We start from the raw sequence: 18,513 nt of genomic DNA, 5'->3' as shown, positions 1-18,513 counted from the left end.
CCCGGCCGGCCGCGGCGGGATTGCTGGGCGATTCGACCCCGATCGATCAGGCTGCAATCACGGCGACTTCCCGACGCGAAACGGCCACGTCTGCCATCCCCGGCTCGCGGCGCGACCCCGTCGATGCTAGAATCCGCCTCGCAAAGTGGGCCAGGCAGTCGCGGCCTGCGCGGTTTCGGCCGCGCGGGGCGAGGAAAGTCCGGACTCCGCCAGGGCAGGGTGATGGCTAACGGCCATCCGTGGTGACACGCGGAACAGGGCAACAGAGAACAGACCGCCGATGGCCCGGCGCAAGCCGGGATCAGGTAAGGGTGAAACGGTGCGGTAAGAGCGCACCGCGGCTGCGGCGACGTATGCCGGCACGGTAACCTCCACCCGGAGCAATTCCAAGTAGGCAGGCGCGCATCCTCGCGATGCAGGACGGTGCCCCCGTTTCGCCTGCGGGTAGGAAGCTTGAGCGCGTCAGCAATGGCGCGCCTAGAGGAATGACTGCCACGCCTTGCGCGTCCTGGACGCGCGAGGTGCACAGAATCCGGCTTATCGGCCCGCTTTGCCGCTGGATCGAAAAAGGCCGGCGCCCCGCAAGGGCGCCGGCCTTTTGCTTTGGCGCGTGGGTTTTCGGCGCGCGGGCGCGCCGGCCGGCCTCAGTCGGCGACGATGTCGAACGAATGCGTCAGCTCGGCCGTCTTGGCGATCATGATCGAGGCCGAGCAGTACTTGTCGTGCGACAGGTTGATGGCGCGCTCGACCGTGGTCGGGTTCAGGTTGCGGCCCTTCACGGTGAAGTGGAAGTGGATCCTGGTGAACACCTTGGGATCCTCGCTGGCCCGCTCGGCCTTCAGCGACACCGAGCAGCCCGTCACTTCCTGGCGGCTCTTCTTGAGGATCAGCACGACGTCGTAGGCGGTGCAGCCGCCGGTGCCGAGCAGCACCATTTCCATCGGGCGCGCGGCGAGGTTGTGGCCGCCGCCCTCGGGGGCGCCGTCCATCGTCACCAGATGGCCGCTGCCCGTCTCGGCGACGAACGCCATGCCATCCTGGCCCATCCAGCTAACTTTGCATTCCATGCGTGTGCTCCAGCGTTTGCCGATTCGATTGCGAACCGGCATTGTAGCCCGCGTCACCAGGCTCGGCTGATGCGCTGCGGGAACGGCGGCGGTCTCGTCGCGTCGCCCGAGCTTGTCCTCCGGACGGTGGCGCGCCCTGGTCCTGGAGATGATGGCTAAGGGGCTGATTTCAATGGAGATTGCGGAAACGGCAACGATCTTTATGAGAATTTCATATTATGGTTGGCGTTTTCACTATATAGATTTGCTTGTGTTGCGCTGCCCAGGTTCCTATAATTTTCCTCATCGATTGTCGCGCTGCGGCAATCCCGGCATGTCTCCTCCACCCTCCTCCAAAGGTGGATTAAGCCCGAACGATGGTTCGGGCTTTTTTTCGTCCATTCGCCCGCTGCCGCCGGACGTGCAGGCGAAGGCGGCTTTCGACCCGTCCCCGGACGCTGGTTCGAACCGCGAGAAACGGGGCTCGATACGAGCCGATCTTGCCTCATCGAGGCGTCTCGAGCCGGTTCCCGCGCGAGACCTTGATTTCTTTGACCGCTCCCGCAGATTTCCTTTATAATTCAGGGTTTTCCGCATTCATGCCCGCGGAGAAGACCAGGGAGAGCCTGCACAGCGCCCAGAGCGCAACCAATCCAAGCAGGAAAAAACAAGGGCAGCAGTCATTATTTTTGGATCGATCATGAAGACGTTTTCCGCAAAAGCCCATGAGGTGACGCGCGAATGGTACGTGATTGACGCGACGGATAAGGTTCTCGGCCGTGTCGCCAGCGAAGTGGCACGCCGTCTGCGCGGCAAGCACAAGCCTGAGTTCACCCCGCACGTCGACACCGGTGATTTCATCATCGTCATCAACGCGAGCAAGTTGAAGGTCACGGGCAACAAGGTTCTCGACAAGAAGTACTACCGTCACTCGGGCTACCCGGGCGGCATCTATGAAACGACGTTCGGCAAGATGCAGGAACGCTTCCCGGGCCGTGCGCTCGAGAAGGCGGTCAAGGGCATGCTGCCGAAGGGCCCGCTCGGCTACGCGATGATCAAGAAGCTGAAGGTCTACGCAGAAGCGACGCATCCGCATTCGGCACAACAGCCGAAGGCGCTCGAGATCTAAGGGGACCCACATGATCGGTAACTGGAACTACGGTACGGGCCGCCGCAAGAGCGCAGTCGCTCGTGTCTTCATCAAGGCTGGCAAGGGCGACATCATCGTCAACGGCAAGCCCATCGCTGACTACTTCTCGCGTGAAACCTCGCTGATGATCGTGCGCCAGCCGCTCGAGCTGACGAACCACGGCCAGACGTTCGACATCAAGGTCAACGTCACGGGCGGCGGTGAGACGGGTCAAGCCGGCGCAGTGCGTCACGGCATCACTCGCGCGCTGATCGACTACGACGCGACGCTCAAGCCGCAACTGTCGACGGCCGGCTTCGTGACGCGCGATGCGCGTGAAGTCGAGCGTAAGAAGATGGGTCTGCGCAAGGCACGTCGCGCCAAGCAGTTCTCGAAGCGTTAAGCGCTTCCGGCAGCTCGCCCCAGGGCGATGCGCCGACGAAAACCGCCAGTCATCGACTGGCGGTTTTTTTATGGCCGGAACCGGTCGAGGAGCGTGCCCGCGGCGTGTGAATGAGGGCGCGAACCGCTTGATTTCGCGGACTTCGGCACGATCTTCGGAACCGCCCTACAATAGCGGCTAGAGTTTTCTGGAGAGTTCGCAATGAACGCTGTCACCGAATCCGCGGTTACCACCGCCACCGAAATGCCGCTGCCCTTCGTCTTCACCGACTCGGCGGCCGACAAGGTCAAGCAACTGATCGACGAAGAGGGCAACCCCGAGCTGAAGCTGCGCGTGTTCGTGCAGGGCGGCGGCTGCTCCGGCTTCCAGTACGGCTTTACCTTCGACGAGGAAGTCAACGAGGACGACACCGTGATGGTCAAGAACGGCGTCCAGTTGTTGATCGACTCGATGAGCTACCAGTACCTGGTCGGCGCCGAGATCGACTACAAGGACGACCTGAACGGCGCGCAGTTCGTGATCAAGAACCCGAACGCGACCACCACCTGCGGTTGCGGTTCGTCGTTCTCGGTCTGAGCCGGCTCGACTGAGCGGTTCGCGCGGGCGCCGTCGCGGCGGCCCGTGCATGCAGAACCCCACGCCGTGCGTGGGGTTTTTGTCGTTTCCGCGCCGTACAGAAACGGCTCGGCGGGATTCAGCGTGGATACAGCGCGCCGAGCACGCGCTCGCCGGCGGCGCCCGTCACGCCGGGGATGTTGCCGGCCAGGCGCGCCGTGAAGCGATAGGCCAGCCAGGCGAAGGCGATCGCCTCGACCTGCTGCGGCGGCACGCCGAGCGCCGCCGTGGTGTCGAGCGAGGCGCTCAGCCCGGCGGCGGCCAGCGCATCGCCGAGCGCGCTCATCAGCACCGGGTTGCGCGCGCCCCCCCCGCACACATAGACGGCCCGGCAATCGGGCGCATGTCGCGCGATCTCGCGCGCTACCGTGACGGCCGTGAGTGTGGTCAGGGTGGCCTGCACGTCCTCGGGGGCCGCCTGGGCGAAGGCCTGCAGGCGAGCCTCGAGCCAATCCGGATTGAACAGGTCGCGCCCCGTGCTCTTGGGCGGCGGCAGGTCGAAATAGGGCTCGGCGAGCAACGCGGCGAGCAGGGCCGTATCGGTCTTGCCGCGCGCGGCGAAGCGGCCGCCCTCGTCGTAAGGCTTGCCGAGGTGGCGCAGTGCCCAGGCATCGAGCAGGGCATTGGCGGGGCCGCAGTCGAAGCCACGCACGCCGGCGTTGCCGTGCGCGCCCTGCGCCGGCAACAGCGTGATATTGCTGATCCCGCCGAGATTGCAGACCACGCGCGTTTCCTCGGGCGAGCCGAACAGCGTGGCGTGGAAGGCCGGCGCGAGCGGCGCGCCCTGGCCGCCGGCGGCGATGTCGCGGCTGCGGAAATCCGCGATCACGTCGATATGCGTGAGTTCGGCGAGCAGGGCCGGGTTGTTGGTCTGGCGCGTGTAGCCGCGCTCGGGGCGGTGCCGCACGGTCTGGCCATGCACGCCGATCGCGTGCACGTCGGCGGGGCCCAGGTTGGCGGCGCGCTGCAGCTCGTGGCAGCAGACCGCGTAGCGCGCGGCCAGCGCATTGGCGGCCAGCGATTCGCGCTCGATCTCGTCGCTGCCGGGCTGCTGCAGCGCGAACAGCGCCTCGCGCAGCGAATCGGCGAAGCCCACGAAGGCTTCGGCCAGCACGGCAGGCGGCTCGCCGGCCGCGAAGCGCACGGCGATGCCGTCGCAGCCGTCCATGCTGGTGCCGGACATCAGCCCGAAATAGACGCCATCGGCGGGATGGCCCGGCTGGGTGCGCTTGGCTGGATTGGACGCCACGGTTTCGCTCCTGTCGTGATGCGCGCGGGCGACATGCCCGGCCGCGGGTGTCCCGATTATCCGCGCAAGCGAGCGCGCCGTTAAGCGATACCGGTCCGCGCGCGAGTTATGGGAAAATCCCGGTTTTCCCGACTAACCTCGTTCCCGCCCCCGATGAGCCAAGATTCCCAAACGAAGCCGGCACTGCCGATCACCGACGGCGTGCGCGAAGCGCTCGCGATCACGAAACGCGGCGTCGACGAGCTGCTGATCGAGGACGAGTTCGCGCAGAAGCTGGCGCGCAGCGAAGCCAGCGGCACGCCGCTGCGGATCAAGCTGGGCCTGGATCCGACTGCGCCCGACATCCACATCGGCCACACCGTGGTGCTCAACAAGATGCGCCAGCTGCAGGACCTGGGCCACACGGTGATCTTCCTGATCGGCGACTTCACCTCGCTGATCGGCGATCCCTCGGGCCGCAACGCCACGCGCCCGCCGCTCACGCGCGAGCAGATCGAGGCCAATGCCAAGACCTACTTCGAGCAGGCCGCGCTGGTGCTCGACCGCGAGAAGACCGAGATCCGCTACAACAGCGAATGGTCGATGCCGCTCGGCGCCGACGGCATGATCAAGCTGGCCTCGCGCTACACGGTGGCGCGCATCCTCGAGCGCGAGGATTTCACCAAGCGCTTCCAGGGCGGCGTGCCGATCTCGATCCACGAATTCCTCTACCCGCTGATGCAGGGCTACGACTCGGTGGCGCTCAACGCCGACCTCGAGCTCGGCGGCACCGACCAGAAGTTCAACCTGCTGGTGGGCCGCGAGCTGCAGAAGCAGTATGGCCAGGAGCCGCAGTGCATCCTGACCATGCCGCTGCTCGAGGGCCTGGACGGCGTGGAGAAGATGTCGAAGTCCAAGGCCAACTACGTCGGTATCAGCGAGAAGCCCACCGACATGTTCGGCAAGCTGATGAGCATCTCGGACGTGCTGATGTGGCGTTACTTCGAACTGCTGTCGTTCCGCCCGATGGCCGAGATCGCCGGGTTCAAGGCCGAGATCGAGGCGGGCCGCAACCCGCGCGACTTCAAGGTGCTGCTGGCGCAGGAGATCGTCGCGCGCTTCCACTCGCAGGTCGACGCCGAGCGCGCGCTGGAGGACTTCAACCACCGCGCCAAGGGCGGCGTGCCCGACGATATCCCGGCCGTCACGCTGGGCGGCGCGCCGCTCGCGATCGGCCAGTTGCTCAAGCAGGCAGGGCTGGTGCCCTCGACCAGCGAGGCGCTGCGCAACATCGAGCAGGGCGGCGTGAAGATCGACGGCGCCACGGTGTCCGACAAGGGCCTCAAGGTCGAGGCCGGCGAGTACGTGGTGCAGGTCGGCAAGCGCCGCTTCGCACGCGTCACGCTCGGCGCATGATCGCGCTGATCCAGCGTGTGCGGCGCGCCGAGGTGCGCGTCGGCGAGCGCGTCACGGGCGAGATCGGCGCGGGCCTGCTCGCGCTGGTCTGCGCCGAGCGCGGCGATCACGAGGCCGCGGCCGACAAGCTGCTGACCAAGCTGCTCGGTTATCGCGTGTTCAGCGACGCGGCCGGCAAGATGAACCTGCCGCTCAGCAACCTCGACGGCACGGGTCGGGCGGGCGGCTTGCTGCTGGTCTCGCAGTTCACGCTGGCGGCCGATACCCACAGCGGGATGCGGCCCAGCTTCACCCCGGCCGCGCCGCCCGAGGAAGGCGCGCGGCTGTTCTCGTACTTCGTCGAGGCCGCACGCGCGCGTCACCCGATCGTCGAGACCGGCGAGTTCGGCGCCGACATGCAGGTCTCGCTCGTCAACGACGGCCCCGTCACCTTCTGGCTGCAGGTGCGCCCGTCCTGAGGGCGGCGCAGCGACGGCCCGTTTCACGCTTCGCGACATCGATGACCACGCAAATCCTCTTCATCCGTCACGGCGAGACGCCGTGGAACCGCATCAAGCGCATCCAGGGGCATATCGACATTCCGCTCGCCGAGACCGGCGTCGAGCAGGCGGCGCGCCTGGCCGAGCGGCTCGCGCGCGAGGCCGGCGAGGGCGCGCGGCTCGACGCGATCTATTCGAGCGACCTGCAGCGCGCGCGCCAGACCGCGCAGCCGAGCGCCGACGCGCTGGGTTTGCCGGTGGCCCTGGGCGAAGGGCTGCGCGAGCGCAACTACGGTGCCTTCCAGGGCCACGACAGCCGCGAGATCGCCGAGCTGTTTCCCGATGCCTACGCGCACTGGCAGACGCGCGACCCGGGCTTCGAGCCGGCGGGCGGCGAATCGCATCGCGCCTTTCATCACCGCGTGCTGGCCGCGATCGCGCCGATCGTGGCCGCGCATCCGGGCGGGCGCATCGCGATCGTCACGCACGGCGGCGTGCTCGACTGCGTCTATCGCCGCGCGGCCTCGCTGCCGCTGGAGGCGCCGCGCCAGTACGCGCTGCTCAACACCAGCATCAACCTGGTCGAATTCGACGGTGACGCGCCGCGCATCCTGCGCTGGGCCGATGTCGACCATCTCGGCGGCGAGAGCGACGACGACGGCTACCGCAAGGTGCTCTGAAGCGCGTCCGCGAAGGCAAACGGCCCCGCTCAGGCGGGGCCGTTTGCATTTGGCGCGCGGTTCTTACCGGATGCCGTGACGCGTCTTGTAGTCGAGCGTGTAGGCGAGCTTGCCGGGCTTGGAGGCCGTGATCGGCGCGATCAGGTCGCCGAAGGTGCCCTTGCCGTACTTCTTGCCCGCGTTGATCTGCGCGAGGCGGCCGAGAGCGGCGCCGCTCTTGCCGTCGATCACCGGATCGGTGGTGGCCACCATCTTCAGCGAGGCGTTCCAGGTCGCGTTCAGGTAGCCCGTGTCGGCCGTGGCCGGATCCGGGTCGGTCGCGCCGAGCTTGCCCAGCGTGTAGCCCGACAGCGGGAAGTTCGCGCGCAGCCAGTCGGCCCAGTAGAACTCGAGGAAGTCGGTGGAGGGCGTCGGCTTGCTGTAGCCGATGTCGCGCGTGAAATAGACGAGCGAGCGATAGACGTCGTCCTGCATGCCGAGCTTGAGGCCCAGGCCGGTGGGCAGTTGCGCCGGCGTGATCGCCGCGCCCCTGGCGTCCTTCAGGCGCGTGTAGCCGCGGCTTTGCATCTCGGCCCAGAACGCGCTGCCGCTGTAGCCGCTCAGGTTGTCCTTGACGATCACATGCACATGCAGCGCCGCGCCGCCGTCCGGCACCTCGTAATAGGTCGACAGGCCGTGGTGGCCGTCGGTCAGGTAGAGCGTGTCGCCGTTCGGGCCGATCACCACCGGGTTCAGCACGCTGGTGTCGCGCTTGCTCGCGTCGCTGGTGCTGCAGGCATAGCTGCTCGCGTCGCTCAACTTGGAGCCTGCGCCCGAGCTGCCCGAGACCAGGCCGCCGAGGCCTTCGTCGGCGCAGAAGTCATCGAACTTCTTGGTCGGGTCGAGTTCGTAGCGGCCGAGCTTGTAATAGATCTGGTCGTAGCCGAGCGCGGCCTGGGTCGGGTGCAGCTCGCCGAGCGCGACGTCGAGCATCTGGCCGGCGCTGGCCGATTGCCATTTGCCGGGCGTGGGAGCGGGCGTGGCCGGCGTGGTGGAGGTCGACGAGGCCGGTGCCGGCGCGGCGGCGAGCGAGGGCGTGGCTGCCGTGCCGTCGCCGCCGCAGGCGGCCAGCGCGAGCAGGGACGAGAACGATGCGGCCAGGGCGAGACGGCTGAGCGAGACAGGCATGGTGTGAGCGGTCGGTGAGAGTGACGGCGGCGCGGCACGGGCGGCGCGCGAAAAGGCGCCAGCTTGCCGGTTCGATGTGACAGCGATTTGAAATGATGTCGATCGCGATCGCAAGTCTGTCGACAGCAGGCGGTAAGGCGTGAGGCGCGCGAGCCTGCCTTGCGGATCTAACGCGAGGACGGGCCGGTTTCGGTGCGTGGATCCGCGGCCTGGCCGGGCGGCTCGCCGCCGGTCGCGGCCGGGGCGGCGCCTGCCGCCACGCGCCTTCGCGCGCGCCGCGAGGCGCCGTTGACGAGCGCCCAGCGCAGCACCGGGGCGACCAGCCTCACGCCCGGTCGCGCGACCACGCGCCGGACCGGTGCCAGCGAAGCGAGCCCGAGCTGGACCTGCGCCCAGTCTGGCAGCAGGTCGACGCCGGCATGGAACAGCAGGCGCAGCGCCGGCCGCATCGAGGGGCGCGGCACCGGCGTGTCGCGTAGCACGCGGATCACCTCCCGGGTGCGCTCGCTGGCGATCAGCTCGCCGCGCATCCGTTCGAGATAGGCGCGGATCCCGGCGCGCGAGACCGGCACCTGCCCGGCCCCCAGCAGCATCGCGATGCGCGCCGTCTCGGCGTAGTAGCGGTCCTGTTCCTCGCCGCCCAGGGCGGGGTTCACGTAGCGCAGGTGCGCGGCCATGAAGCTCGACACCTCGGCCACGTGCACCCAGGTCAGGAGAGCCGGGTCGCTGGCGCGATAGGGCCTGCCGTCCGGGGCGGTGCCCGTCACGCCGTCGTGGATCGACCTGACGCGCGCGATCAGGCCCAGCGCGTCGGCCTGGCTGCCGAAGGTGGTGCCGGCGACGAAGGTTGCGGTGCGACGCAGCCGGCCGAGGATGTCGGTGCGAAAGCTCGAATGGTCCCAGACGCCGGCCAGCGCCAGCGGATGCAGGGCCTGCAGCAGCAGCGCGGCGATGCCGCCCGCCATCATCGAGGTGAAGTCGCCATGCACGCGCCAGCAGACGGCCTCGGGACCGAACAGCCCCGGATCGCCGGGCGGGGAGGAAAAATCGATGCTCGGGCCGCCGCCGCCCGAGGTGAGCAGGGTGATGCCGTCCGCGAGATGGCGGCGCAGCCGCTCGGCGAGCCGATGTCCGGGGGCGCTGGTGCTGGGTTCACGCGGCGGCTCGGACATCTCTTGGCTCCCGTTGCCCGGCTAGCGCGGCTGGTCGGCGTCGGGCACGCCATGCGCGGGACTGCCGCTATCAGGCACCGGCAGGCCGAAGTGCCGGTAGGTCAGCAGGGTGGCAACCCGCCCGCGCGGCGTGCGCTGCAGGAAACCCTGCTGGATCAGGTAGGGCTCGAGCACGTCCTCGATGGTGTCGCGTTCCTCGCCGATCGCCGCGGCCAGGTTGTCGACGCCGACCGGGCCGCCGTCGAACTTGTGCAGGATCGCCTCGAGCAGCTTGCGGTCCATCAGGTCGAAGCCGACCGGATCGACGTCGAGCATCGCCAGCGCCGCATCGGCCACCTCGGCGGTGATCGCGCCGTCGGCCTTGACCTCGGCGTAGTCGCGCACGCGGCGCAGCAGGCGGTTGGCGATCCGCGGCGTGCCGCGCGAGCGGCGCGCGATCTCGAGCGCGCCTTGCGGATCGATGCGGGCCTGCAGCAGCGAGGCCGAGCGCTGGACGATCCGCGACAGTTGCCCTGCGTCGTAGAACTCCAGCCGCGCGACGATCCCGAAACGGTCGCGCAGCGGATTGGTCAGCATGCCGGCGCGGGTGGTCGCGCCGACCAGGGTGAAGGGCTGCAGGTCGAGCTTGACGCTGCGCGCGGCCGGCCCCTCGCCGATCATGATGTCGATCTGGTAGTCCTCGAGCGCCGGGTACAGGATTTCCTCGACCACCGGCGAGAGCCGGTGGATCTCGTCGATGAACAGCACGTCGTTGGCTTCGAGGTTGGTGAGCAGGGCGGCCAGGTCGCCCGGGCGCTCCAGCACCGGGCCCGAGGTCTGTCGCAGGTTCACCCCCATCTCGCGCGCGATGATGTGCGCGAGCGTGGTCTTGCCCAGGCCCGGCGGGCCGAACAGCAGCACGTGGTCGAGCGCTTCCGAGCGGCGCTTGGCGGCCTCGATGAAGATCTCGAGCTGGCCGCGCACCTTTTCCTGGCCGACGTATTCGTCGAGCTGGCGCGGGCGCAGCGCGCGTTCGAACGCCTCCTCGTGCGACGAGGCGGGCGTGGCGGCGATCACGCGTTCGCCGGCGAGTTTGTCGGTTTCGATCATGGGCGCATTGTACCGCGCGGCCTGCCGCCCAAGAATCGGCCGAACGGCCGACCCGCGCGCCGCCGCCGACGCCGCGAAGCCGTGGATTCGCGCCGCCGCCTCAGGCCTTCGAGAGCGCCTTCAGCGAGAGCTTGATGCCGTCGGACACGCCGGTGCCGGCCGGCACGTTCTTGATCGCGGCCAGCGCTTCCTTTTCCGAATAACCGAGCGCGAGCAGCGCGTTGAGGATGTCGGCCGCGTGGTCCGACTGCGAGGCCTGGCCGGCCAGTTCGCCGAGATCGGCGCCGAGCTTGCCCTTGAGCTCCAGCAGCAGGCGCTCGGCGGTCTTCTTGCCGATGCCGGGCAGGCGCGTGAGGCGCGCGCTGTCCTGCAGGGTGACCACCTGCGAGAGCTCCTGCACGCTCATGCCGGAGAGCACGGCCAGCGCCATGCGCGCGCCGATCCCGCTGATCTTCAGCAGCTCGCGGAAGGTGGTGCGCTCCTGCGGCGTCAGGAAGCCGTACAGCAGGTGGGCATCCTCGCGCACGATCAGCTGGGTGAGCAGCACCACGCGCTCGCCCGTGTGCGGCAGGTTGTAGAAGGTGCTCATCGGCACGTCGAGCTCGTAGCCGACGCCGTTGCAGTCCACGAGCAGGTGGGGCGGATTCTTTTCGAGCAGGGTGCCGGCAATGCGACCGATCATGGCGAGGACGGGAACGAGGAGGGACGGAAAGCGCGAGTGTAGCGCAGGCACGGGCGCGGTACGCGCCGCGGCGGCTTCAGCCGACCAGCCGGCCGCGCCGCACGCGATAGCCCTTCTTGCCGAGCGCCGGGGCCAGGCCGCCGAGCGTGGCTAGCGCGTCGCCGGCATTCGCATGGCAGATCGCCATGCCCAGCGCGTCGGCCGCGTCGGTGCCGGGCAGGCCCGACAGGCCGAGCAGGCGCACCACCATCTGCTGCATCTGCTCCTTGGTTGCGCGGCCGTAGCCGACCACCGCCTGCTTCAACTGGGTGGGCGTGTACTCGGCCACCGCCATGCCGCCTGCCACCAGGCCGCAGATCGCCGCGCCGCGGGCCTGGCCGAGCAACAGGGTGGATTGCGGATTGACGTTGACGAACACCTTCTCGATCGCCGACTGGTCGGGCCGGTACTCGCGTACCAGGGTCGAGACGCCGTCGAAGATGGTGCCCAGGCGCACCGAGAGTTCGGCGCTCGGGGTGCGGATCACGCCGCTCGTCACGTAGGCGAGCCGGCTGCCCTGCACGTCGATCACGCCGAAGCCGGTGACGCGCAGGCCGGGGTCGATGCCGATGATACGCATGAAGAACCGATGGGAGCGGGAGGAAAGGCCGTGGATGGGGCGATGGTACAACGATCGCCGGCACGGCAGGCGAATGGCCGTCGGCCGGGCATGAAAAACGGCGGCGGGGCAGGGCCCGGCCGCCGTTTCGTGCCTCGGCGCCAGTGCGCCGGGCGGGCGCCCGAAGGCGCGCGATCAGTGGCGGAAGTGGCGGATGCCGGTCAGCACCATCGCGATGCCGTGTTCGTCGGCCGCTGCGATCACTTCGTCGTCGCGCATCGAGCCGCCCGGGTGGATCACCGCGGTCGCGCCGGCGGCCACCACCACGTCGAGGCCGTCGCGGAACGGGAAGAAGGCGTCCGAGGCGACTGCCGAGCCGGCCAGCGTGAGGCCCGCGTTCTGCGCCTTGATGCCGGCGATGCGCGCCGAGTCGACGCGGCTCATCTGGCCGGCGCCGACGCCGAGCGTCATGCCGTTGCCGCAGAACACGATCGCGTTCGACTTGACGAACTTGGCCACGCGCCAGGCGAACAGCAGGTCGCCGAGTTCCTTCGGGGTCGGCTGGCGCTTGGTGACCACGCGCAGTTCATCGGGCTGCACGTTGCGCGAGTCGAGCGACTGCACCAGCAGGCCGCCGCCGACGCGCTTCAGGTCGAAGGCATTGAAGCCGTCGCCCAGCGCGATCTCGAGCAGGCGCACGTTCTGCTTGGCGGCGAACACCTGGCGCGCCGCGGCCGAGAAGGACGGCGCGATCAGCACTTCGACGAACTGCTTGGCCACCGCCTGCGCGGCGGCTTCGTCCACTTCGCGGTTGAACGCGATGATGCCGCCGAAGGCCGAGGTCGGATCGGTCTGGAAGGCCTTGGCATAGGCCTCGGCCGCATCCGCGCCGAGCGCCACGCCGCACGGGTTGGCGTGCTTGATGATCACGCAGGCCGGGACGTCGAAGGTCTTCACGCATTCCCAGGCCGCGTCGGAGTCGGCGATGTTGTTGTAGGACAGCTCCTTGCCCTGCAACTGGCTGTAGTTCGCGAGCGACCCGGCCGGCGCGGCCAGGTCACGGTAGAACGCGGCGCTCTGGTGCGGGTTCTCGCCGTAGCGCAGGTCCTGCACCTTGTCGAAGGCCAGGTTCAGCGTGGCCGGGTAGGGCTGGCGCGTGGCGTGCTGCAGCTCCTCGGTCAGGCTGGTCAGGTAGTTGGTGATCGCGCCGTCGTATTGCGCGGTATGCGCGAACACCTTGGTGGCGAGACGGAAGTTGGTCGGGTAGCCGACCGTGTTGCCGTTGGCCTTCATCTCGTCGAGCACCACGGCGTAGTCGGCCGGGTCGACGATCACCGTCACGTCGCGATGGTTCTTCGCGGCCGAGCGCAGCATGGTCGGGCCGCCGATGTCGATGTTCTCGATCGCGTCGGCCAGCGTGCAGTCGTCCTTGGCGATGGTCGCGACGAACGGGTACAGGTTCACCACCAGCAGGTCGATGGTCGGGATGCCGTGCGCGTCGAGCGCCTGCATGTGCTCGGGCAGGTCGCGGCGCGCCAGGATCCCGCCGTGCACCTTCGGGTGCAGCGTCTTCACGCGCCCGTCGAGCATTTCGGGGAAGCCGGTGTAGTCGGCCACTTCGGTCACCGGGAGGCCCGCCTCGGCGAGCAGTTTCGCGGTGCCGCCCGTCGACAGCAGCTTGACGCCCTGCTGCGAGAGGGCCGTCGCGAATTCGACGATGCCGGTTTTATCCGAAACGGAGAGGAGCGCTTGCTTGATCATGATGGGGAGCACCAGTAGCCAATAGCCAGGAAAACGGGAACGAAGCGGCCGCGCGAGCGAGCCCGCCGGACTACAGCAGCCCGTGCTGCTGCAGCTTCTTGCGCAAGGTGTTGCGGTTGATGCCGAGGTACTCGGCGGCGAGCGACTGGTTGCCGCCCGCCTGTTCGAGCACCACCTCGAGCATCGGCTTCTCGACGCAGGACATCACCATGTCGTAGACATCATGCGGATTGGAGCCGTCGAGATCCCGGAAATACACGTCCAGGCTGTCGCGGACACATTGTTCGATGTTGTGCTTGCTCATGCTGCTATTGAATAGGGTCGGTTGCGCTGTCCTCGTCGTCGACATAGACGAGATGATCGGACAGGGCGCGCTGCGCGTCGAAGTAGTCGTTGACGGCGGCAAGCTGTTCGCGTGTGGTATCGAGCGTGTTCATCCGGTGCCGGAATGCGTTGGCGCCCGAAAGGCCGCGAGTGTACCAGCCGATGTGCTTGCGCGCAGTACGTACGCCGGTAAATTCACCGTAGAACGCGTAGTGATCCTCGAGGTGCTCGTTGAGCAGTTGCTGGATCTCGTCGACGCTCGGCGCCGGCAGGGTTTCGCCGGTTTGCAGGAAATGATCGATTTCGCGGAACAACCAGGGCCGGCCTTGCGCGGCGCGACCGATCATCAGCGCGTCGGCGCCGGTGGCGTCGAGTACGGCGCGTGCCTTGCGCGGGGAGGTGATGTCGCCGTTGGCGACCACCGGGATCTTCACCGAGGCCTTCACGGCGGCGATGGTCTCGTATTCGGCCTCGCCGCGGTAGAGGTCGGCGCGGGTGCGGCCGTGCACGGTCAGCATCGAGATGCCGGCCTCCTCGGCCAGGCGCGCGATGGTCAGCGCGTTCTTGTGGTCGCGGTCCCAGCCGGTGCGGATCTTCAGCGTGACGGGCACCGCGTCGGGCCCGCTGCCGACCGCCGCCACCACCGCCGAGACGATCCGCACCACCAGCGGCTCGTTCTGCAGCAGGGCCGAGCCGGCCGCGACGTTGCAGACCTTCTTGGCCGGGCAGCCCATGTTGATGTCGATGATCTGCGCGCCGTTGGCGACGTTGTAGCGCGCCGCCTCGGCCATCATGGCCGGATCGGCGCCGGCGATCTGCACGGCGATCGGCTCGACCTCGCCGGCGTGGTTGGCGCGTCGCATGGTCTTCTCGCTCTTCCAGAGCTGCGCGTTGGAGGCGACCATCTCGGAGACGGCGTAGCCGGCCCCGAGCCGCTTGCAGAGCTGGCGGAACGGGCGGTCCGTGACGCCGGCCATGGGGGCGACGAACAGGTTGTTGCGCAGGACGTGAGAGCCGAGAACGGGCATCGCAATGGCAGCGCCCGCGCGTGGACGCGGGCCGGGATCGGGCGGAGGGAAAACGCGCATTTTACCGTAAGCGGGCGAGGGGCCGGGCGGGCGTAATTGTCGACTAACGTCAAATCGCGATGAAGCTTTGATGAAATCGCGGTGACGGCGCGCGATGGCGGGCGGCGAAAGCCGCGCTGCGCGCGCGGCCGAAAAATCGGGGCGGATCCACGCCGGGCGGCCCGCCGCGCCGCGCATGGCCCTGCATGGCCCCGTCGCGGGTTCAGCGCCGCTGGCCGAACATCATCTGTCGCGCGATCGCCGTCTTGAGCGGCGGCACGAACTCGAGCGCGCTCAGCGCGGCGCCGCGCAGCGCCCCGAGCGCGCGCGATTCGACCGTAAACAGGCGCGCCAGCGTATCGGTCGCGCCGATCGTGAGGCGGCGGTCGAGCGCGCGGCGCGTGTTGAAGGCGGCCAGCGCGAGCGGCGTGGCGCCATGCTCGGAGATCGTGTCCACCAGCGTGTGCGCGTCGCGCAGGCCCAGGTTCAGGCCCTGGCCGGCCACCGGGTGCAGCGTCTGGGCGGCGTTGCCGACGATCGCGATGCGGCCCTTGACCAGGGTCGGCGCGGCGGCCAGCCCGAGCGGGAAGGCCGCGCGGCCGACGATGCGCGTGAAGCGGCCCATGCGCTCGCCGAAGGCGATGCCCAGTTCCTCGAGGAAGGCCTCGTCGGGCATCGTCGCGCGGCGCGCGGCCTCGGCGGGCGAGCAGCACCAGACCAGCGCGTAGTCGGCCTGGCCGGCGCCGCCGGTGGGCAGCAGCGCGAGCGGGCCTTCGGCGGTGAAGCGCTCCCAGGCCACGTTCGGTTTCGGCGCCGAGACGCTCACCGTGCCGACGATCGCCGTTTGCGCGTAGTCGCGGCGATGGCGCGTGTCGCCGGCCTCGTCGCGTGGCGTGTCCTGGAACAGGCCGCCCTCGGCGTTGACCAGCGCGCGCACACGCAGCACGCGCTCGCCTTGCGGGGTGTCCAGCGTGACCGTCACGCCCTCGGCGTCCTGCCGCGGCGCGCGCGCGCTGGTCGAGGTCAGCCACTGCACGCGGGTGCCGCGCACCGCGCGTGCCAGCGTGTCGACCAGCGAGCCGTAGCGCGCCACGTAACCGAGCGCATCGACGCCGTGTTCATCGCGGTCGATCAGGGTGCGGCCGAAGTGGCCGCGCTGCGAGACGTGGATATGGCGGATCGGCGTCGCGTCGGCGGGCCAGCCGAGCGCGCCGAGCAGCACGCGGCTGCCGTGCGAGACCGCGATCGCGCGCGGGTCGCCGAGGCTCGCCGAGGGATCGCGCGCATCGACCAGCACCGTCGACAGCGCCTGCGTCGCGCTGCGCCGCGTCAGCCAGCCGGCCAGCGCGAGCCCGACCGGGCCCGCGCCGACGATGGCGATATCGGCGTCGAACGGCGCGTGGGTGGTGGAAGCCGGCGTCATCGCGCGAGCGTGCCCGAGTTGCTGCGGGCGTCGCGCATCAGCGCCTCGATCTCGTCGGCCGCCACCGGCACCTCGCGCGTGATCAGCTCGCAGCCGTCGGCCGTCACGAAGGCGTCGTCCTCGATGCGGATGCCGATGTCGTGGAATTCGGCCGGCACGTCGTCGGCCGCGCGCACGTAGAGGCCCGGCTCGATGGTCAGCGCCATGCCCTCGCGCAGCGCGCGCCACGGCAGCATGCCCTGCGCGTCGCGTTCGGCGTCGCGCTGTCGGTAGTCGCCGCAATCGTGCACGTCCATGCCGAGCCAGTGGCCGGTGCGATGCATGTAGAAGCGCGCGTAGGCGCGCTCGGCGATCACGTCGTCAACGCTCGCGAAGCGCGACTTCGGCACGATGCCGGTGTCGAGCAGGCCCTGCGCGAGCACGCGCACCGCCGCCTCGTGCGGCGCCTCGAAGGGCACGCCGGGGCGCGTGGCGGCGGCGGCGGCGGCCTGCGCGGCCAGCACGATGTCGTAGAGCGCGCGCTGCGGGCCCGAGAATTTGCCGTTGGCGGGGAAGGTGCGGGTGATGTCGGAGGCGTAGCCCTCCAGTTCGCAGGCCGCGTCGATCAGGATCAGGTCGCCGTCGCGCGCCACCGCGTTGCCGGCCGGGTAGTGCAGCACGCAGGCATTGGCGCCGGCCGCGACGATCGAGCCATAGGCGGGACCGGCCGAGCCGTGGCGGCGGAATTCGTGCAGCAGCTCGGCCTCGATCTCGTATTCGCGAATGCCGGGGCGCGTGGCCGCCATCGCGCGCCGATGTGCGCTGGCCGAGATGCTGGCGGCGCGGCGCATGATGGCCTGCTCGTGGGCGTCCTTCACCAGCCGCATCTCGTCGAGCAGCGGCGCGAGATCGTGGGCGGAGGCCGGCGCGGCCACGCCCGAGCGGGCCTTGGCGCGCACCGCGTCGAGCCAGCCGGCGAGCTTGCGCTCGAGCTCGGGCGAGGCGCCGAAGCGGTAGTGCACCGCGCCCGCGTCGGCCAGCAGGCGCGGCAGCTCGGCGTCGAGCGCGTCGTTGGGGAAGGCGGCGTCGAAGCCGAAGGCCTCGCGCGCGGCTTCGGGCCCGTAGTGGAAACCTTCCCAGATCTCGCGCTCGGGATGTTTCGCACGACAGAACAGGATCGATTGCGGCTCGCCCTCGGCGGCGCTCGCGTCGAGCACCAGCAGCGCGTCGGGTTCGCAGAAGCCGCTCAGGTAATAGAAGTAGCTGTCGTGCCGGAACGGGTAACCGGCATCGCGGTTGCGCATCACTTCCTGGGCGGTGGGGACGATCGCGACGCCGCCGCCTGCCGCGCGCAGCGCGGCGAGCACGCGCGCACGGCGCTGGCGGTAGACGTCGGGGGCGAGGGCGGTTTCGGTGGTGGCGTTCATGGCGCGATTGTAGCGCTGTGGCGGGCGCCGCGCCCGCTCCCCGGTACCGCCGCGCGGGCCGCCGAATGGCGCCCGGCGGCTGTTGCATCCGATCCACAGGCCGGATGGCCGACTTGGCGGACAGCCGGCAGGCCCGGTTATGATCGCCGACGACGTATACTCTCGGGCGCTATTTACATTTCAGGCAGGATGATGAAACTCATCGGTTCGCTCAGCAGCCCTTACGTGCGCAAGGCGCGTATCGTGCTCGCCGAAAAGAAGATCGACTACAAGCTGGAACTCGAGAACGTGTGGGCAGCCGACACCACGATCCACGCCGCCAATCCGCTCGGCAAGGTGCCGTGCCTGGTGATGGAGGACGGCGCGGCCGTGTTCGATTCGCGCGTGATCTGCGAATACGTCGACACGCTGTCGCCGGTCGGCAAGCTGATCCCGGCCTCGGGCCGCGAACGCGTCGAGGTGCGGTGCTGGGAGGCGCTCGGCGACGGCGTGCTCGACGCCTCGGTCGGGATCCGCATCGAGAATGTGCAGCGCACCCCCGAGCAGCGCAGCGAGGCCTGGATCGCGCGCCAGCAGCGCAAGATCGACGACGGCCTGGTGGCCATGTCGCAGGGCCTCGGCGGCAAGCCGTGGTGCGCCGGCAACCACTACACGCTGGCCGACGTCACGCTCGGCTGCGCGCTCGGTTATCTCGATTTCCGCATGCCGGAGCTGGGCTGGCGCGAACGTCATCCCAATCTCGACAAGCACTACCAGAAGCTGTCGCAGCGCCAGACCTTCATCGACACGGTGCCGCAGGACTGAGTCGCGAGCTGGCCGGCCGTCAGC

Annotated in this window: 19 protein-coding genes and 1 other RNA gene; 8 read left to right on the top strand and 12 right to left on the bottom strand. The window is 69.0% G+C overall.

Translation table 11 applies throughout. The features are described 5' to 3' along the window. Nucleotides 1-142: 142 nt before the first annotated feature. Nucleotides 143-556: RNase P RNA component class A (gene rnpB / locus FB600_RS21095), an RNA gene on the top strand. An 88-nt stretch (nucleotides 557-644) separates the two neighbouring features. On the opposite strand, the gene FB600_RS21090 is transcribed toward rnpB, so the two are convergent. Continuing rightward, nucleotides 645-1,109, bottom strand: coding sequence for an OsmC family protein (locus FB600_RS21090; RefSeq protein WP_172878680.1), 465 nt, complete (start codon nucleotides 1,107-1,109; stop codon nucleotides 645-647). Between the two features lie 637 nt (nucleotides 1,110-1,746). Between FB600_RS21090 and rplM the strand changes: the two genes are divergently transcribed. From rplM to erpA, 3 genes are all read left to right on the top strand, one after another. Beyond that, on the top strand, nucleotides 1,747-2,175 hold the full coding sequence (gene rplM, locus FB600_RS21085) for a 50S ribosomal protein L13 (RefSeq protein WP_012734653.1): 429 nt from the start codon (nucleotides 1,747-1,749) through the stop codon (nucleotides 2,173-2,175). A gap of 10 nt (nucleotides 2,176-2,185) precedes the next feature. Then, nucleotides 2,186-2,578: a 30S ribosomal protein S9 gene (gene rpsI / locus FB600_RS21080; RefSeq protein ID WP_013696656.1), complete on the top strand. Its 393-nt coding sequence runs from the start codon at nucleotides 2,186-2,188 to the stop codon at nucleotides 2,576-2,578. Between the two features lie 201 nt (nucleotides 2,579-2,779). Then, entirely contained in the window at nucleotides 2,780-3,154 is a 375-nt protein-coding gene (gene erpA, locus FB600_RS21075; RefSeq protein ID WP_047835639.1) for an iron-sulfur cluster insertion protein ErpA, read from the top strand. Between the two features lie 118 nt (nucleotides 3,155-3,272). On the opposite strand, the gene FB600_RS21070 is transcribed toward erpA, so the two are convergent. Further along, nucleotides 3,273-4,442, bottom strand: coding sequence for an anhydro-N-acetylmuramic acid kinase (locus FB600_RS21070; RefSeq protein ID WP_096749734.1), 1,170 nt, complete (start codon nucleotides 4,440-4,442; stop codon nucleotides 3,273-3,275). Between the two features lie 153 nt (nucleotides 4,443-4,595). On the opposite strand from FB600_RS21070, the gene tyrS reads away from it, so the two are divergent. From tyrS to FB600_RS21055, 3 genes are read left to right on the top strand one after another with little or no spacing between them, the layout of a single operon-like run. Further along, entirely contained in the window at nucleotides 4,596-5,837 is a 1,242-nt protein-coding gene (tyrS, locus tag FB600_RS21065; protein WP_145757317.1) for a tyrosine--tRNA ligase, read from the top strand. After that, nucleotides 5,834-6,295 (top strand): D-aminoacyl-tRNA deacylase, encoded by a 462-nt coding sequence (gene dtd, locus FB600_RS21060; RefSeq protein ID WP_096749733.1) that lies wholly within the window; start codon nucleotides 5,834-5,836, stop codon nucleotides 6,293-6,295. Before tyrS ends, dtd begins: the two co-directional genes overlap by 4 nt. A gap of 41 nt (nucleotides 6,296-6,336) precedes the next feature. Next, the gene (locus FB600_RS21055) at nucleotides 6,337-6,996 is read left to right on the top strand and encodes a histidine phosphatase family protein (protein WP_047835637.1); all 660 of its coding nucleotides are present in this window, start codon (nucleotides 6,337-6,339) and stop codon (nucleotides 6,994-6,996) included. 63 nt (nucleotides 6,997-7,059) lie between these two features. Here the strand turns inward: FB600_RS21055 and FB600_RS21050 are convergent, their stop codons facing one another. The 10 genes from FB600_RS21050 to FB600_RS21005 all read right to left on the bottom strand — a co-directional run bounded on the left by FB600_RS21050 (nucleotide 7,060) and on the right by FB600_RS21005 (nucleotide 17,685). Next, nucleotides 7,060-8,163: a ParB/Srx family N-terminal domain-containing protein gene (locus FB600_RS21050; protein ID WP_098154550.1), complete on the bottom strand. Its 1,104-nt coding sequence runs from the start codon at nucleotides 8,161-8,163 to the stop codon at nucleotides 7,060-7,062. A 167-nt stretch (nucleotides 8,164-8,330) separates the two neighbouring features. Next, nucleotides 8,331-9,335, bottom strand: a complete 1,005-nt coding sequence (locus FB600_RS21045; protein WP_096749730.1) for an oxygenase MpaB family protein — start codon at nucleotides 9,333-9,335, stop codon at nucleotides 8,331-8,333. 21 nt (nucleotides 9,336-9,356) lie between these two features. Beyond that, a complete protein-coding gene (gene ruvB, locus FB600_RS21040) occupies nucleotides 9,357-10,424 on the bottom strand; it encodes a Holliday junction branch migration DNA helicase RuvB (RefSeq protein ID WP_047835634.1) in 1,068 nt (355 codons plus the stop codon). A gap of 100 nt (nucleotides 10,425-10,524) precedes the next feature. After that, complete coding sequence (gene ruvA / locus FB600_RS21035) at nucleotides 10,525-11,106, bottom strand: Holliday junction branch migration protein RuvA (RefSeq protein WP_013696665.1); 582 nt, start codon at nucleotides 11,104-11,106, stop codon at nucleotides 10,525-10,527. A gap of 76 nt (nucleotides 11,107-11,182) precedes the next feature. Further along, complete coding sequence (ruvC, locus tag FB600_RS21030) at nucleotides 11,183-11,725, bottom strand: crossover junction endodeoxyribonuclease RuvC (protein ID WP_013696666.1); 543 nt, start codon at nucleotides 11,723-11,725, stop codon at nucleotides 11,183-11,185. Between the two features lie 174 nt (nucleotides 11,726-11,899). Continuing rightward, nucleotides 11,900-13,465 carry a bifunctional phosphoribosylaminoimidazolecarboxamide formyltransferase/IMP cyclohydrolase gene (gene purH, locus FB600_RS21025; protein WP_025096765.1) on the bottom strand — a complete coding sequence of 522 codons (1,566 nt, stop codon included), beginning with the start codon at nucleotides 13,463-13,465 and terminating at the stop codon, nucleotides 11,900-11,902. A 70-nt stretch (nucleotides 13,466-13,535) separates the two neighbouring features. Beyond that, entirely contained in the window at nucleotides 13,536-13,769 is a 234-nt protein-coding gene (locus FB600_RS21020; RefSeq protein WP_013696668.1) for a Fis family transcriptional regulator, read from the bottom strand. Nucleotides 13,770-13,773: 4 nt separating this feature from the next. Then, a complete protein-coding gene (dusB, locus tag FB600_RS21015) occupies nucleotides 13,774-14,817 on the bottom strand; it encodes a tRNA dihydrouridine synthase DusB (RefSeq protein ID WP_013696669.1) in 1,044 nt (347 codons plus the stop codon). A gap of 262 nt (nucleotides 14,818-15,079) precedes the next feature. Continuing rightward, nucleotides 15,080-16,279: a UbiH/UbiF/VisC/COQ6 family ubiquinone biosynthesis hydroxylase gene (locus tag FB600_RS21010; protein ID WP_145757316.1), complete on the bottom strand. Its 1,200-nt coding sequence runs from the start codon at nucleotides 16,277-16,279 to the stop codon at nucleotides 15,080-15,082. Further along, entirely contained in the window at nucleotides 16,276-17,685 is a 1,410-nt protein-coding gene (locus tag FB600_RS21005) for an aminopeptidase P N-terminal domain-containing protein (protein ID WP_145757315.1), read from the bottom strand. The genes FB600_RS21010 and FB600_RS21005 overlap by 4 nt, the downstream gene beginning before the upstream one ends. 189 nt (nucleotides 17,686-17,874) lie before the next feature. Here FB600_RS21005 and FB600_RS21000 point away from each other — a divergent pair, with 189 nt between their 5' ends. Then, on the top strand, nucleotides 17,875-18,489 hold the full coding sequence (locus FB600_RS21000; RefSeq protein ID WP_013696672.1) for a glutathione S-transferase family protein: 615 nt from the start codon (nucleotides 17,875-17,877) through the stop codon (nucleotides 18,487-18,489). The last annotated feature ends 24 nt before the right edge of the window (nucleotides 18,490-18,513 follow it).

The organism is Burkholderia sp. SJZ089 (assembly GCF_007828315.1).
In the GTDB taxonomy this organism is placed as follows: domain Bacteria; phylum Pseudomonadota; class Gammaproteobacteria; order Burkholderiales; family Burkholderiaceae; genus Burkholderia; species Burkholderia gladioli.
The sequence above is the reverse complement of the archived record's forward strand: the minus strand, read 5'-3'. Positions and strand labels throughout refer to the sequence as shown.

Coding starts and splice junctions, on each gene's coding strand:
- FB600_RS21090 (WP_172878680.1), bottom strand. CDS start 1,109: ATGCCGGTTCGCAATCGAATCGGCAAACGCTGGAGCACACGCATGGAA.
- rplM (WP_012734653.1), top strand. CDS start 1,747: ATGAAGACGTTTTCCGCAAAAGCCCATGAGGTGACGCGCGAATGGTAC.
- rpsI (WP_013696656.1), top strand. CDS start 2,186: ATGATCGGTAACTGGAACTACGGTACGGGCCGCCGCAAGAGCGCAGTC.
- erpA (WP_047835639.1), top strand. CDS start 2,780: ATGAACGCTGTCACCGAATCCGCGGTTACCACCGCCACCGAAATGCCG.
- tyrS (WP_145757317.1), top strand. CDS start 4,596: ATGAGCCAAGATTCCCAAACGAAGCCGGCACTGCCGATCACCGACGGC.
- dtd (WP_096749733.1), top strand. CDS start 5,834: ATGATCGCGCTGATCCAGCGTGTGCGGCGCGCCGAGGTGCGCGTCGGC.
- FB600_RS21055 (WP_047835637.1), top strand. CDS start 6,337: ATGACCACGCAAATCCTCTTCATCCGTCACGGCGAGACGCCGTGGAAC.
- FB600_RS21050 (WP_098154550.1), bottom strand. CDS start 8,163: ATGCCTGTCTCGCTCAGCCGTCTCGCCCTGGCCGCATCGTTCTCGTCC.
- FB600_RS21045 (WP_096749730.1), bottom strand. CDS start 9,335: ATGTCCGAGCCGCCGCGTGAACCCAGCACCAGCGCCCCCGGACATCGG.
- ruvB (WP_047835634.1), bottom strand. CDS start 10,424: ATGATCGAAACCGACAAACTCGCCGGCGAACGCGTGATCGCCGCCACG.
- ruvA (WP_013696665.1), bottom strand. CDS start 11,106: ATGATCGGTCGCATTGCCGGCACCCTGCTCGAAAAGAATCCGCCCCAC.
- ruvC (WP_013696666.1), bottom strand. CDS start 11,725: ATGCGTATCATCGGCATCGACCCCGGCCTGCGCGTCACCGGCTTCGGC.
- purH (WP_025096765.1), bottom strand. CDS start 13,465: ATGATCAAGCAAGCGCTCCTCTCCGTTTCGGATAAAACCGGCATCGTC.
- FB600_RS21020 (WP_013696668.1), bottom strand. CDS start 13,769: ATGAGCAAGCACAACATCGAACAATGTGTCCGCGACAGCCTGGACGTG.
- dusB (WP_013696669.1), bottom strand. CDS start 14,817: ATGCCCGTTCTCGGCTCTCACGTCCTGCGCAACAACCTGTTCGTCGCC.
- FB600_RS21010 (WP_145757316.1), bottom strand. CDS start 16,279: ATGACGCCGGCTTCCACCACCCACGCGCCGTTCGACGCCGATATCGCC.
- FB600_RS21005 (WP_145757315.1), bottom strand. CDS start 17,685: ATGAACGCCACCACCGAAACCGCCCTCGCCCCCGACGTCTACCGCCAG.
- FB600_RS21000 (WP_013696672.1), top strand. CDS start 17,875: ATGATGAAACTCATCGGTTCGCTCAGCAGCCCTTACGTGCGCAAGGCG.